Origin of the sequence: Pseudomonas sp. PS01299 (assembly GCF_029960145.1) — a bacterium.
In the GTDB taxonomy this organism is placed as follows: domain Bacteria; phylum Pseudomonadota; class Gammaproteobacteria; order Pseudomonadales; family Pseudomonadaceae; genus Aquipseudomonas; species Aquipseudomonas putida_A.
In genome coordinates this window covers 1-14,065 of sequence record NZ_JASCPO010000149.1, presented here as the reverse complement: position 1 = coordinate 14,065, position 14,065 = coordinate 1, and the positions used below count along the sequence as shown (strand labels likewise).

Here is a 14,065-nt window from a genome sequence, read left to right as displayed (position 1 = left end):
GCTTGCTCCCGCTCGGCTGCGAAGCATCCGTGATGCCGGGCAACACAGTAAAACCGAGTAAAAACGCGGCCGCTTCGCGCCCCGGCGGGAGCAAGCTCCCTCGCCACAGAATGCAGTCAGACTGCCGCCAAAGCCTCTCCACGGGCAATGTTCTGCATGAACGCATCCGCCGGCATCGGATGCCCCAACAGATAGCCCTGCAAAGAATCACAACCCAACTGCGTGAGAAAATCCTGCTGCACGCCGGTCTCCACCCCCTCGGCAACAATGCGCAAACCGAGTGCCTGGCCCAACGCCACAATCGCCGAGACGATGGCCGCGTCATCGCTGTCGTGCTCCAGATCGCGGACAAAACCGCGGTCGATCTTCAGCTCGTTGGCCGGCAAACGCTTGAGGTACATCAGGCTCGAATAACCGGTGCCGAAGTCGTCGATCGACAGGTCGACGCCCATGTCGGACAACTCCTGCAACACCTTCATGCTCGCATCCGCGTCGCTCATGGCCGTGGTTTCGGTGATCTCCAGGGTCAGGCTGTTGGCCGGCAGGTGGTGGGTCGCCAGCGCCTTGGCCACGCTCTGCACCAGCCCCGCGTGGCAGAACTGCAAGGCCGAGAGGTTCACCGCAATGCGCCAGTCGGTGTAACCGAGCACGTACCATTCGCGCATCTGCCGGCAAGCTTCGTTGAGCACCCATTCACCGATGGCGATGATCAGGCCGGTCTTCTCCGCCAGATCGATGAACTTGTCCGGCAGCAACATGCCCTGGGTCGGATGCTGCCAGCGCAGCAGCGCTTCGGCACCGACCGGACGACCACTGATGGCGTCGAATTTGGGCTGGAAATACAGGCTGAACTGACTGTGTTCCAGCGCGGCGCGCAGGTCCTGCAACAGCTGCAGCTGCTTGCGCGCGTTGCTGTTCATCGAAGCATCGAAGAAGCTGTAACCGTTTTTTCCGCTGCCCTTGGCGTGATACATCGCCGCGTCGGCATTCATCAGCAGTTCCTGGGCGCTCAGGCCGTTACCCGGGTACAGGGCGATGCCGACGCTGGCAGAAATCTGCAAGTCGTGCTCGGCCACGCGGAACGCCTGACCGAGCAACCCGACCTGACGCGCAGCCAGTCCCAGAGCATCGTCGGGTTCGCTCAGACGCACCAGCAGCACGAACTCGTCACCGCCAATTCGCGCGAGCGTATCCTGACTGCGCAGATCTTCGCGCAGGCGCACCCCGACTTCACGCAGCAACTGGTCACCCATGTGGTGGCCGAAGGCATCGTTGACCGGTTTGAAACCGTCCAGATCGATGAACATCAACGCAAAACAACCGCCCTGCTCCTCGACCTTCTTCATCGCCTGATTAATCCGGTCGTCCAGCAGCATACGGTTCGGCAGACCGGTCAGGGTGTCGTGCAATGCCAGTTGCGTCAGTTCACGGTTGGCCAGGGTCAGCGAATGCGCCAGATCGGCGGTACGCGCTTCAAGGCGCGCATCGAGAATCGAAGTGAGCAAGGCGATCGACAGCACCGCCAGCGTGGTGATCAGCACCAGATTGTCGAGGCCGTTGCCTTTTAGGCCGTCGAGCGTTGCGCCGCAGAAACTGCCATCAGGAAACTGCGCGGCGGCCATGCCGGTGTAGTGCATGCCGACAATCGCGATGCCCATGATCACTGCCGCACCACCACGAATCAGACGTACATAAGGCGAGTGCTGGCGCAGGCGAAAGGCGATCCATAACGCCGCCGCCGAGGCCCCGACCGCGATCAGCAATGAGGCGCCGAACAGGGTCGGGTCGTAATCGATGCCAGGCGTCATGCGCAGCGCGGCCATGCCGGTGTAATGCATTGCACTGATGCCGGCGCCCATGACCAAAGCGCCAAAGGCCAATTGCAAAATCGGCAGTTTCGGCTGGCTGACCAGCCACAGGGCAAACCCGCAGGACAGCACGGCAATCAGCAGCGACAGCGCGGTAATCGCAATGTCGTAGCCCAGGTCGATCGGCAGCTTGAAGGCCAACATGCCGATGAAGTGCATCGACCAGACGCCGACCCCCATCGCCAGTGCACCGCCGGCCGTCCAGAAATGCACTGCGCGCCCACGGGCGCTGGCGATGCGCCCGGTCAGATCGAGCGCGGTGTAGGACGCGAGGATCGCCACACACAAAGAAATGAAAACCAGGGTGAAGGAATAATTACCGATGAGCATGAAGATTCTCGCGACCACCCGCGCCGTACTGCGTCCATTCTCGGCCGGGCAAATGCGGCGATTGTACTGATTGCGCGGAAGAACGCACTGACAAAGTAATCATTTTGCCATCAACCCGATGAAACGCTTGTTTGATGGTTTTGCGAGGCTCTGGAACAACCATCACAACCTGTAGGAGCTGCGGCACGCTGCGATCTTTTGACCTTGTTTTTAAAGATCAAAAGATCGCAGCGTGCCGCAGCTCCTACACAGGCTATTCGGTGGCCAGTTGTCCGTCCCAGCCGCCACCCAGCGCCGCAATCAATTGCACACTGGCGATCAAGCGGTTCTGCAGAATGTTCAGCACAGTCCGCTCGTTGCTCAGCGCCGTGGCTTGCACCACAACCACATCGATGTAGGCAATCAACCCGGCCTTGTACTGGTTCTGGGTCAGGCGCAGCGAGTCGCGTGCAGCATCCAGTGCTTCCTGACGCACCGCCGCCTCGTCTTCATACACCTTCAGTTGCACCAGATAGTTTTCCACTTCGCGGAAGCCGTCGAGCACGGTCTGGCGGTACTTGGCAACGGTTTGGTCATACACCGCCTCGGTACGGTCAACCTCGGCCGAACGAATACCACCGTCGAATATCGGCAAATCCAGCTTCGGCCCGACCGACCAGAAACGGTTCGGCAGCGTTAAAAGATTTTTCGAGGTACTGCTGCTGTAGCCGCCGCTCATGCTCAAGGTCAGATCGGGGTAGTACGCCGCTTTGGCCACACCGATATTGGCGTTGGCGGCGATCACCGAACGCTCCGCCGAGGCAATGTCCGGGCGGCGTTCCAGTAGCTGCGACGGCAGGCTCAGGGGAATCTGCGGCAGATTCGGAATGTTCTGGGTTTCAGCGATGCTGAATTCTGCCGGCGCCTGCCCGGTGAGCACGGCGATGGCATTCTCAAACTGCGCGCGTTGCCAGATCAGGTCGACCAGATCGGCCTGGGTGGTTTTCAACTGGGTCTGCGCCTGCGCCACCGCATCACGCCCGGAAATCCCCGCGCGGTACTGGTTCTGGGTCATTTGCAGGGATTTTTCATAAGCCGCAACGGTGGCTTCGAGCAGGCGTTTCTGCTGGTCGATGACCCGCAGTTGCAAGTAATTCTGCACCAGCTCCGACTGCTGGCTCAGGCGCATCGCGGCCAGATCGGCGAAGCTCGCCTGGGCGCTGGCCTCGTTGGCTTCCAGACCTCGGCGCAACTTGCCCCAGATATCCGCTTCCCAACTCACGCCCAACTGCGCGTTGTAGGTGTCGCGAATGCCGCTGGCGGAACTGCTCAGGCTCGAACTGCTGCTGCCGGTGCCCTGGCTGGAGCGGGTCTTGCCCACGCTCAGGTCGACACTGGGATAAAACGCTCCACGGGCACTCCGCACCAAGGCCTGGGCCTGACGAAACTGGGCTTCGGATTGCGCCACGGTCTGGTTGGAACTGTTGAGTTTTTCGATCAGACCATTGAGTTGCTGATCGCCATACAACTCCCACCAGGCACCGCGCGCCAGCGAATCGCTCGGATTGGCCTGACGCCAGCCTTTGGCCTCCTTGTATTGCGCGACCTCGGCGGTCTGCGGACGCTGATAGTCCGGGCCGACGGCGCAGGCACTGAGCATCGCCACGCACAGCGACAGACTCAACAGGCGCGAGCCGCGCGCAGTGGCCAGATTGAGAAGCGAACGGTCAGTCATAGCGGAGTTTCCAGAGCGGCGTCAGTACGCACGCCACGCCACTTGTTGAAGCGGTGGCGCAGCTTGTCGAGATAGAGGTAAACCACAGGCGTGGTGTAAAGGGTCAGGACCTGGCTGAAGATCAGGCCGCCGATGATGGTCAGGCCCAACGGCTGGCGCATTTCTGCGCCTTCCGCGCGGCCGAGCAGCAACGGCAAGGCGCCGAGGATCGCCGCCAGGGTGGTCATCAGAATCGGCCGCAGCCGTTGCAGGCAAGCGCTGCGGATCGACTCCAGCGGCGACAGGCCTTGATGGCGTTCCAGTTGCAGCGCCAGGTCGATCATCAGGATCGCGTTTTTCTTCACCACCCCGATCAGCAGGAACAATCCGAGCAGGGAGATCAGGCTGAACTCGCCGCCCAGCGCATAGATCGACAGCAACGCACCGACCCCGGCCGAGGGCAAGGTCGAGAGAATCGTCAACGGGTGAATGTAGCTTTCATACAGCACACCCAGCACCAAATACACCGCGAGCAGCGCACCGAGGATCATGAATGGCTGACTCTTCTGCGTGGCGGCAAAGGCATCGGCGGTGCCGGCCATTTTCGCGATCACGTCTTCCGGCAGACCGACCTTGGCAATCGCCCGCTCGATCGCGGCACTGCCCTGCTCCACGGTCACGCCTTCAGCCATGTCGAACGCGATGCTTTCGGAGGCGAACTGGCCTTCGTGGCTGACGCGGTCGTCTTCCAGGCTGTTTTCATAATGGGCAATGGTCGACAACGGAATCCGCGCACCGTCAGCGGTAATCACCTGCACCTGATTGAGCGTTACCGGATCCTGCGCGTATTTCGGATTGACCTCCATCACCACCTGATACTGGTTGAGGCTGTCGTAGATCGTCGAAATCTGCCGCTGGCTGTAGGCGTTGTTCAACACCGCCGTGACCATGTTCATGTCGACCCCGAGGCGTTTGGCCTGATCACGGTCGACAATCAACGTCACCTGCTGCGCGCCGCGCCCCTCGCGGGCATCAATGGCGGTCAGCTCGGGCAGTGCGCGCAGCGCGGTCACCACTTTCGGGTACCACTCGCGCAACGCCCCCAGATCGCCGCTTTGCAGGATGTAGCTGTATTGCGAGGTGGTCTGCTCGCGACCACCGCCGAATTGCAGATCCTGATCGGCCATCAGCATCAACTGGGCGCCGGGCACCTTGGGCATTTCCTTGCGCAGGCGCTCGATGACTTTCTGCGCCGACAGGTTGCGCTCCTTGATCGGCTTCAGGCGTACCAGCATGAACGCGTTATTGGTGCCGTTGGTGCCGCCGATGAACCCGGCGACGCTTTCCACTGCTTCGTCCTTGAGCACGGCGCGGCGGAAGGTTTCCATTTTCGGCTGCATCACGCTGAACGACAGACCGTCGTCACCCCGGACGAAACCGATCAACTGGCCGGTGTCCTGCTGCGGCATGAACGTCTTCGGCACCACCACGTACAGCGCGACGTTGACCCCGACCGTAATGATCAGGCTGAGCAAGGTCAGACGCCGATGGCGCAGCACCCAATCGAGGCTGGTCGCGTATTTGCCGACCATCCAGTCGTTGGCGCGGCGGCTCCAGCGTTGCAGGCGGTTTTCCTGGCCCGGCGTGTGCGGCTTGAGCCAGCGAGCGCAGAGCATTGGCGTCAGGGTCAGCGAGACCACCAGCGAGACCACGATGGCTGCTGCCAGGGTGATGGAAAACTCACGGAACAGGCTCTCGACAATCCCGCCCATGAACAGGATCGACAGGAACACCGCCACCAGCGACACGTTCATCGACAGCAAGGTGAAACCGACTTCCTTGGCCCCGAGGTAGGCAGCCTGCATCGGTTTGACGCCTTCGTCGATGTGCCGGGAGATGTTCTCCAGCACCACGATGGCATCGTCCACCACCAGTCCGGTAGCCAGAATCAGCGCCATCAGCGACAGGTTGTTCAGCGAAAAACCATAGAGGTACATCACCGCGAAGGTGCCGACCAGCGACACCGGCACCGCCAGCGTCGGAATCAGCGAGGCGCGGAAATTCCCGAGAAACAGGAACACCACCAGAATCACCAGCGCCACGGCGATCAGCAGGGTCATTTCCGCTTCGTGCAGCGTGGCCTTGATCACCGGCGAGCGATCCATCGCCAGGTTCAGTTTGACGCTGGCCGGCAGCACCGCTTGCAACGCCGGCAACTGCGCCTTGATCTCGTTGACCGTCTCGATGATGTTGGCGCCGGCCTGGCGGTTGATCACCAATAGCACCGCCGCGTCATCGTTGAAGAAACCGCTGTTGTAGCGGTCTTCGACGCCGTCGCTGACCTTGGCCACGTCCTTCAGGCGCAGGGCCGCGCCGTCCTTGTAATGGATGATCAGCGACTCGTAATCCTTGGCTTTCTCCAACTGGTCGTTGGCCTGGATCTGCCACAGGCGCTCGCCGTCTTCGACCGAGCCCTTGGGCCGGCGCACGTTGGCCCCGGCGATGGTCTTGCGCACATCGTCGAGCGCCACGCCGTACTGGTTAAGCGCCTGCGGTTCAAGTTCGATACGCACCGCCGGCAGCGAACTGCCGCCGATCTGCACTTCACCTACGCCCTGCACCTGGGACAGGCTCTGCGAGAGGATGGTCGAGGCCAAATCGTAGAGCTGGCCTTTTTCCAGCACATCCGACGTCAGCGACAGCACCATGATCGGCGCCTGCGACGGGTTGACCTTCTTGTAGGTCGGCATGCTGCGCATCCCGCTCGGCAACAGGTTGCGTGAAGCGTTGATCGCCGCCTGCACTTCCCGCGCCGCGCCGTTGATATCACGGTCGAGGTCAAATTGCAGAATGACCCGGGTCGAACCCTGGCTGGAACGGCTGCTCATGGTGTTGACACCGGCAATCGCCCCGAACGAGCGCTCCAGCGGGGTCGCCACCGTGGACGCCATCACCTCGGGACTGGCGCCGGGCAGACTGGCCTGGACCACGATCACCGGGAAATCCATTTGCGGCAGCGGCGACACCGGCAACAAACCGAAACTGACACCGCCCAGCAGCATGATCGCCAGACTCAGGAGCATGGTCGCGACCGGGCGCTTGATGAAAGGACCGGACAGGTTCATTGACCGCAATCCCCAACATCACACCAGTCCCTTGTGGGAGCGGGCTTGCTCGCGAATACGGTCTGACATTCAACATTCATGTCGCCTGATACAGCGCTTTCGCGAGCAAGCCCGCTCCCACAGGGGGAATGTGTCCAGACAGTCATACCGGTACCTCTTTGGCATTGGTTTTGCCAAAGCGCCGACCGAGACGGTCGAAGTACAGATAGATCACCGGCGTGGTGAACAGGGTCAGCACCTGGCTCACCAGCAGACCGCCGACCATCACCAGACCCAGTGGCTGACGCAACTCAGCCCCGGAACCGGTGGCGAGCATCAACGGCACGGCGCCGAACAACGCTGCCAGAGTGGTCATCAGAATCGGCCGGAAGCGCAGCAGCGCCGCCTGATAGATCGCCTGCTCCGGCGCCATGCCCTGGGTGCGTTCGGCGTCGAGGGCGAAGTCGATCATCATGATCGCGTTTTTCTTGACGATACCGATCAGCAGGATGATGCCGATGATCGCGATCATCCCCAGATCGTTGCCGCTGAGCAGCAACGCCAGCAAGGCGCCGACCGCCGCCGACGGCAGGGTCGAGAGAATGGTGATCGGGTGGATGTAACTTTCGTAAAGCACGCCGAGCACGATGTACATGGTCACCACCGCCGCCAGAATCAGCAGCAAGGTGCTCGACAGCGAGGCCTGGAACGCTTCGGCCGCGCCCTGAAACTGGGTCTGCACGCCAATCGGCATGCCGATGTCCTTCTGCACCTGATCGATGATGTCCACCGCATGTCCCAGCGCCACACCGGGAGCCAGGTTGAACGACATCATCACCGCAGGGAACTGGCCGATGTGGGTGATCGCCAGTTGCGCCTGACGCTCCTCGACATGGGCCAGGCTCGACAGGCGCACCTGTGCACCGTCGGTGGTCTTGACGTGAATCTGATCCAGCGCCGCCGGGCCGATCTTCTCCCCGGCCTGCGCCTGCAGCACCACGCGGTACTGGCTAGCCTGGGTGTAAATGGTCGAGATCTGCCGCTGACCGAAGGCGTCATACAGCGCATCGGTGATGTTCTGCACCGAGACACCGAGGCGCGAAGCCGCATCGCGGTCGATCACCAGATAGACCTGCAGGCCTTTATCCTGCAAGTCGCTGGCAACGTCGGTCAGTTCCGGACGCTGGGCCAAGGCCTCGACCAGACGCCCGCTCCACTGACTGAGCAATTCTGCATCCGGCGAAGACATGCTGAACTGGTACTGGGTGCGGCTGACCCGATCCTCGATGGTCAAATCCTGCACCGGCTGCATGAACAGGCGGATGCCGACCAGCTTGTCCAGTTGCGGTTGCAGGCGCGCGATCACCTGCGTGGCGCTCAGGTCACGCTGGCCATGCGGCTTGAGGTTGATCAGCAAGCGACCGCTGTTGAGCGTGGCGTTGTCGCCGTCGACACCGATGTAGGACGACAGGCTCTCCACCGCCGGATCTTCGAGAATCACCTTGGCCAGCGCCTGCTGGCGCTCGCCCATGGCCGCGAACGAAATCGACTGCGGCGCTTCGGAGATGCCCTGGATCACCCCGGTGTCCTGCACCGGGAAAAATCCCTTGGGCACCACCATATAAAGGAACACCGTCAGCGCCAGCGTACCGATAGCCACCAACAGGGTCAGCGGCTGGTGTTTGAGCACCCACTGCAACTTGCGCCCGTACGCGGCGATCATCCAGTCGATGACCGCGCCACTGGCCCGGTAGAAGCGGCCCTGCTCGTGCGCTTGCGGCTCACGCTTGAGCAAGCGCGCGCACATCATCGGCGTCAAGGTCAGAGAGACTACGAGGGAAATCAGGATCGCCACCGCCAGGGTGATGGCGAACTCACGGAACAGCCGCCCGACCACGTCAGCCATGAACAGCAGCGGAATCAGTACCGCGATCAGCGACAGGGTCAGCGAAATCAAAGTGAAACCGATCTGTTTGGCGCCTTTCAGCGCCGCCTGCATCGGGCTATCACCCTCCTCGATGAAACGCGCGATGTTCTCCAGCATCACGATCGCATCATCGACCACAAAACCGGTGGCGATGGTCAGCGCCATCAAGGTCAGGTTGTTGACCGAGAAGCCGGCCAGGTACATCACGCCAAACGTACCGATCAGCGACAGCGGCACCGCAACCGACGGGATGATCGTCGCACTGGCACGCCGCAGAAACAGGAACGTCACCATCACCACCAACGCAATGGCGATTAGCAGTTCGTGTTGTACGTCGGTGACCGAGGCGCGGATGGTCTGGGTGCGGTCGGTGAGCACGGTAACGTCGAGGCCGGCCGGCAGGTTGTCGGTGATGCTCGGCAGCAAGGCCTTGATCCGGTCGACCACCTCGATCACGTTGGCGCCCGGTTGACGCTGGATGTTCAGCAGCACTGCCTGATTCTGGTTGGCCCACGCGGCGAGACGTTCGTTCTCCGCACCGTCGACGATTTCCGCCACATCCTTCAGGCGCAGCGGCGCGCCATTCTTGTAGGCGAGAATCAGGTTGGCGTAATCCTTGGGCGACGTCAGCTGGTCGTTGGCGTCGAGCATCGAGACCCGGGTCGGGCCGTCGAAGTTACCTTTCGGCTGGTTGACGTTGGACGCGCCGATCAGGGTGCGCACGTCTTCAAGGTTCAGGCTGTTCGCCGCGAGGGCTTCCGGGTTGACCTTGATCCGCACCGCCTGCCGCTGACCGCCGGCAATGCTGACCATGCCGACGCCGCTGATCTGGGCGATCTTCTGCGCCATGCGCGTATCGACCAGATCATTAAGCTTGGGCAGAAGCATGGTTTTCGAGGTGATCGCCAAGGTCAGCACCGGGGTATCCGCCGGGTTGACCTTGTTGTACACCGGCGGCGCCGGCAGGTCGGTCGGCAGCAGGTTGGTCGCGGCGTTGATCGCGGCTTGCACCTGCTGTTCGGCGACGTCCATGTTGATGTCGAGGCTGAAACGCAGGGTCAGCACCGAAGCGCCGCCGGAGCTGGTCGAGGCCATTTGCGTCAGGCCCGGCATCTGCCCGAACTGGCGTTCGAGCGGCGCGGTAACAGCACTGGTCATCACGTCCGGACTGGCGCCGGGGTACAGGGTCATGACGCGAATGGTCGGATAATCGACCTGCGGCAAGGCCGAGACCGGCAGCAGGCGATAGGCAATCAGGCCGGCCAGAACAATGGCCAGCATGCTCAGGGTGGTGGCTACCGGACGGAGGATGAACAGCCGCGAAATGTTCATGCGCCCTTCTTGGCCTTGTCAGCCGTGGCGGCGTCCGGCGCACTGGCGGCGGGTTTGCCCTGCAGGTGGCCGGTCGGGGTGGTCGGCACGTCATTGCTGTCGTTGACCACTTCCACTTCGCTGCCTTCCTTCAGGCGGTCGGTGCCTTCCAGCACCACGCGGTCGCCCGCGGCGAGGCCTTCGGTGACCACGGTGTTGGTGCCGTCGCTGGCGCCGATCTTCAGTTGGCGGATGGTGACTTTCTTGTCGCCGTCCAATGCGTAAACGAACGTGCCGTTGGTGCCGAACTGAATCGCCGCCGACGGTGCGAGTACCACGCCTTTCAAGGTATCAGCCAGCAGATGGACGTTGACGAACTGATTGGGGAACAGCGACTGGTCGCGGTTATCGTAACGGGCCTTGAATTTCAGGGTGCCGGTGGCGACGTCGATCTGGTTGTCGAGGCTTTGCAGCACGCCGCTGGCCTGGATCTTGGTATCGCCGCGATCCCATGCCTCGGCCGGCAGTTTCGCGCCGCTGTGGTAGCGCGCCAATACGGTTTCGAGACTGTTTTCCGGCAGGGTGAAGACCACGCTGATCGGTTGGGTCTGAGTGATGACCGCAAGGAACGTGGTGTCGTTGGCCGCGACGAGGTTGCCGACGTCGACCTGACGCAGACCGACGCGACCGGCAATCGGTGCGCGGATCTTGGTGAATTCGAGATTGAGCTTGGCGTCGTTGACCGCCGCCTGATTGGTCTTGACCGTGCCCAGGTACTGGCCGACCAGTGCTTCGGCGGTGTCCAGGGTCTGCTTGGCGATGCTGTCTTCCTTGTACAGGCCGCGATAACGCTCGACGTCGACCTGTGCGTTTTTCAACTGCGCCTGATTCTGCAGCAAGGTGCCTTCAGCCTGGAGCAAGGCGTTCTGGTACGGACGCGGATCGATCTCTGCCAGCAGGTCGCCGGCCTTGACCATCTGCCCTTCCTCGAAATTGATCTTCACCAGTTCACCGCCGACCCGGCTGCGCACGTTGATGGTGTTGAGCGCAGTCACCGTGCCCAGTGCCTTGTAATACAGCGGGAAGTCGCCCGTGACCGCCGGCGCCACACGCACCGGAATCGGCCCGGCCGCACCGCCGAAGCCTGGCCGCATCATCCCCGAACGTCCGGCATGGCCGCTCGCCGCCTTGTCGGCGCCCTCCTTGTGGGCCGAACCGGCGGGCCAGAATTTCCAGCACAGGACGGCGATGACCAACAGGACGAGCAGGCTGATCAGCCAGCGACGGGAGTTGCGAGGGGACGATTGCATGGATTGATTAACCATTGGGCGCGTGGGCTTCTTTTACGGGAGGCTGAACGATAAGCACTGATCGGATTTAAGCAAAGCAGCTTTACCGGCAATTTACCTTCAACTTACGTTTCAAGGTGTGAGGCAAAACACTGATACACAAATGAAAACGGCCTGGACAGGGCCAGGCCGTTAACAATTGTAAAAGCGCTTATTTCAGAACGGCGAGTGCTGCGTCGTAGTTCGGCTCTTCAGCGATTTCCTTGACCAGTTCGCTGTGCAGGACGTTGTCGTTCTCGTCCAGCACTACCACGGCACGGGCGGTCAGGCCTTTGAGCGGGCCGTCAGCGATGGCTACGCCGTAGTTTTCGATGAATTCGGCACCGCGCAGGGTCGACAGGTTCTGCACGTTTTCCAGACCTTCGGCGCCGCAGAAGCGTGCCTGAGCGAATGGCAGGTCAGCCGAGATGCACAGCACCACGGTGTTGGCCAGTTCGTTGGCCTGAGCGTTGAACTTGCGTACCGAAGTGGCGCAGGTCGGGGTATCAACGCTTGGGAAGATGTTCAGCACTTTGCGCTTGCCGGCGAAGCTCGCCAGGGTGACGTCGGACAGATTGCCGGCAACCAGGGAAAAGGCTGGCGCCTTGGAACCGGCTTGTGGCAACTGGCCGTTGACTTGAACCGGGTTGCCTTTGAGGGTGACTTGAGCCATGACTTTAGTCCTTCTTAACGTGGTGATTGAGCATGCAAGAGGCCGAAGTTAACCACGAAATTGTCCGACGACCTATGCCCTGCATGAAAATTGTCAGGGGCCTGCGCAAAAAATTGTATACAACCGCAAATCCTGTGGGAGCGAGCTTGCTCGCGAAAGCAATCTGCCAGTCAACGCTATGCTGAATGTGCCGCCGTCTTCGCGAGCAAGCTCGCTCCCACAGTGATCTTCGCGGAGCTTGAGTTTGCATCATTTACTTAGGAGTTCTGTCGATTCGTGAGGTGCCCGTTCGACTAAGCAGTGAATCAACCCCATTCCCTGGAGAAACCACCATGCGATTCATGATCCTTGTCAAAGCCAGCGCCGACTCCGAAGCCGGCATCATGCCCAGTGAAGAGCTGATCACCGCCATGGGCAACTTCAACGAAGAACTGGTCAAGGCCGGCATCCTCATCGACGGCAATGGCCTGCACCCGAGCAGCAAAGGCGTCCGCGTGCATTTCTCCGGCGCCCAGCGCAGCGTCATCGACGGCCCGTTCATCGAGACCAAGGAGCTGGTGGCCGGGTACTGGATCTGGGAAGTCAAATCGAAGGAAGAAGCCATCGAATGGGTCAAGCGCTGCCCGAACCCGATGCCGGGCGACTCTGATATCGAGATACGGCAGATATTCTCCGCCGAGGATTTCGGTGCCGAATTCACGCCTGAGGCGCGGGCGCAGGAAGAACGTGTTCGCGAGCAAGCGAAGAAAAACCTGTAATCCCTGCCCCCTGTAGGAGCTGCCAAAGGCTGCGATCTTTTGATCTGGCTTTTAAAAAATCAAAGTCAAAAGATCGTCCGATCGCGGCCCGAGCCTGCGGCAGCTCCTACAAAGGCCCCAGCTTATTTGGACTTGAGCTTCACATACATCTGACGCATGTCATTGGCCCAGCCGTCGATCACAGGTTTGACGTCGGAGGCCTTCATCGCTTGAGTTTCATTTTCCAACGGTTTACCGGTGCCTTTGCGCACCACTTGCGCCACCACCTTGTTGCTCGCACCGTCGAGGAACACCGCTTCGGTGGCCAGGGTGGTTTCCTGATCGCGGATACCGCTGGCGGTGCTGACCGCTGCCGCGACCAGAGCGACCGGGATCACTTCATACGCGTGCAGGCCTTCGGTCTTGCTGCTCACGGCAGTGATCGCCGCCCGCACCACAATCACCCCTGGGCCGGGGCCGTTGGCCAACGGCAGATCCTTGCTGATTTCACGCTTGAGCGCCTGATCGTAATAGGAGGTGATGCCGTTGAGGGTCTGCTGCGAAATCTTCGCGGTCGGTTGCGGCTTTGGATAGAGCTGGGTTGGCTCGATGTACACGCTGGTGAACTTGCTGATGTCGACCTTCGGATCGATCCAGCGCATCACCTCGGCGCCGGACGGCGATTTGGCCTCCTTGAGCTGGCTGTAGTCCTTGAGAAAGCCGGAATACTCATCGGGAGCGACGGTTTTGCTGGAGCAACCCACCACCCCAAGGGTGGCGATGCAAAGGGCGCCCATCATTACTGCTAGCTTCATGCTGTAACTCCTGTCAGAAGGCCTGAATGTGCGTATGGGGGAGTTACAGGTATAGCTAAAAGCGCGGCGATTGCGTTGCAAAACCACAAAATTCATACGAGACCCCGCGCGGCTTGGCAAACCTCATTTAAGCCACAGATGCAGATACCACTTAAGGCTGGAAGAAAATGAACATGAGCGATCCGGCGTTGAAGTGATCGCTGATCCCTTGTGGGAGCGGGCTTGCTCGCGAATGCATTCCCTCAGCCAACATCAAGGGTGACTGATGTACCGCATTCG

8 protein-coding genes are annotated in these 14,065 nt (G+C 61.0%); 1 reads left to right on the top strand and 7 read right to left on the bottom strand.

Annotated features, from left to right (window positions below; genetic code table 11):
- Positions 1-116 precede the first annotated feature (116 nt).
- The 6 genes from QMX91_RS21590 to tpx form a co-directional block, all read right to left on the bottom strand.
- On the bottom strand, positions 117-2,198 hold the full coding sequence (locus tag QMX91_RS21590) for an EAL domain-containing protein (protein ID WP_134786281.1): 2,082 nt from the start codon (positions 2,196-2,198) through the stop codon (positions 117-119).
- Positions 2,199-2,451: 253 nt separating this feature from the next.
- The gene (locus tag QMX91_RS21585; protein WP_134786280.1) at positions 2,452-3,912 is read right to left on the bottom strand and encodes an efflux transporter outer membrane subunit; all 1,461 of its coding nucleotides are present in this window, start codon (positions 3,910-3,912) and stop codon (positions 2,452-2,454) included.
- Positions 3,909-7,016: an efflux RND transporter permease subunit gene (locus tag QMX91_RS21580; RefSeq protein WP_027613729.1), complete on the bottom strand. Its 3,108-nt coding sequence runs from the start codon at positions 7,014-7,016 to the stop codon at positions 3,909-3,911. The genes QMX91_RS21585 and QMX91_RS21580 overlap by 4 nt, the downstream gene beginning before the upstream one ends.
- 142 nt (positions 7,017-7,158) lie before the next feature.
- Entirely contained in the window at positions 7,159-10,254 is a 3,096-nt protein-coding gene (locus tag QMX91_RS21575) for an MdtB/MuxB family multidrug efflux RND transporter permease subunit (RefSeq protein ID WP_282413341.1), read from the bottom strand.
- A complete protein-coding gene (locus tag QMX91_RS21570) occupies positions 10,251-11,558 on the bottom strand; it encodes an MdtA/MuxA family multidrug efflux RND transporter periplasmic adaptor subunit (RefSeq protein ID WP_210556992.1) in 1,308 nt (435 codons plus the stop codon). Before QMX91_RS21570 ends, QMX91_RS21575 begins: the two co-directional genes overlap by 4 nt.
- 175 nt (positions 11,559-11,733) lie before the next feature.
- Entirely contained in the window at positions 11,734-12,234 is a 501-nt protein-coding gene (tpx, locus tag QMX91_RS21565) for a thiol peroxidase (RefSeq protein ID WP_003224497.1), read from the bottom strand.
- Positions 12,235-12,566: 332 nt separating this feature from the next.
- Between tpx and QMX91_RS21560 the strand changes: the two genes are divergently transcribed.
- On the top strand, positions 12,567-12,992 hold the full coding sequence (locus tag QMX91_RS21560; protein WP_047602197.1) for a YciI family protein: 426 nt from the start codon (positions 12,567-12,569) through the stop codon (positions 12,990-12,992).
- 122 nt (positions 12,993-13,114) lie between these two features.
- Here the strand turns inward: QMX91_RS21560 and QMX91_RS21555 are convergent, their stop codons facing one another.
- Positions 13,115-13,786 carry a DUF3313 domain-containing protein gene (locus tag QMX91_RS21555; RefSeq protein ID WP_134786277.1) on the bottom strand — a complete coding sequence of 224 codons (672 nt, stop codon included), beginning with the start codon at positions 13,784-13,786 and terminating at the stop codon, positions 13,115-13,117.
- Between the last annotated feature and the right edge of the window lie 279 nt (positions 13,787-14,065).

Coding starts and splice junctions, on each gene's coding strand:
- QMX91_RS21590 (WP_134786281.1), bottom strand. CDS start 2,198: ATGCTCATCGGTAATTATTCCTTCACCCTGGTTTTCATTTCTTTGTGT.
- QMX91_RS21585 (WP_134786280.1), bottom strand. CDS start 3,912: ATGACTGACCGTTCGCTTCTCAATCTGGCCACTGCGCGCGGCTCGCGC.
- QMX91_RS21580 (WP_027613729.1), bottom strand. CDS start 7,016: ATGAACCTGTCCGGTCCTTTCATCAAGCGCCCGGTCGCGACCATGCTC.
- QMX91_RS21575 (WP_282413341.1), bottom strand. CDS start 10,254: ATGAACATTTCGCGGCTGTTCATCCTCCGTCCGGTAGCCACCACCCTG.
- QMX91_RS21570 (WP_210556992.1), bottom strand. CDS start 11,558: ATGGTTAATCAATCCATGCAATCGTCCCCTCGCAACTCCCGTCGCTGG.
- tpx (WP_003224497.1), bottom strand. CDS start 12,234: ATGGCTCAAGTCACCCTCAAAGGCAACCCGGTTCAAGTCAACGGCCAG.
- QMX91_RS21560 (WP_047602197.1), top strand. CDS start 12,567: ATGCGATTCATGATCCTTGTCAAAGCCAGCGCCGACTCCGAAGCCGGC.
- QMX91_RS21555 (WP_134786277.1), bottom strand. CDS start 13,786: ATGAAGCTAGCAGTAATGATGGGCGCCCTTTGCATCGCCACCCTTGGG.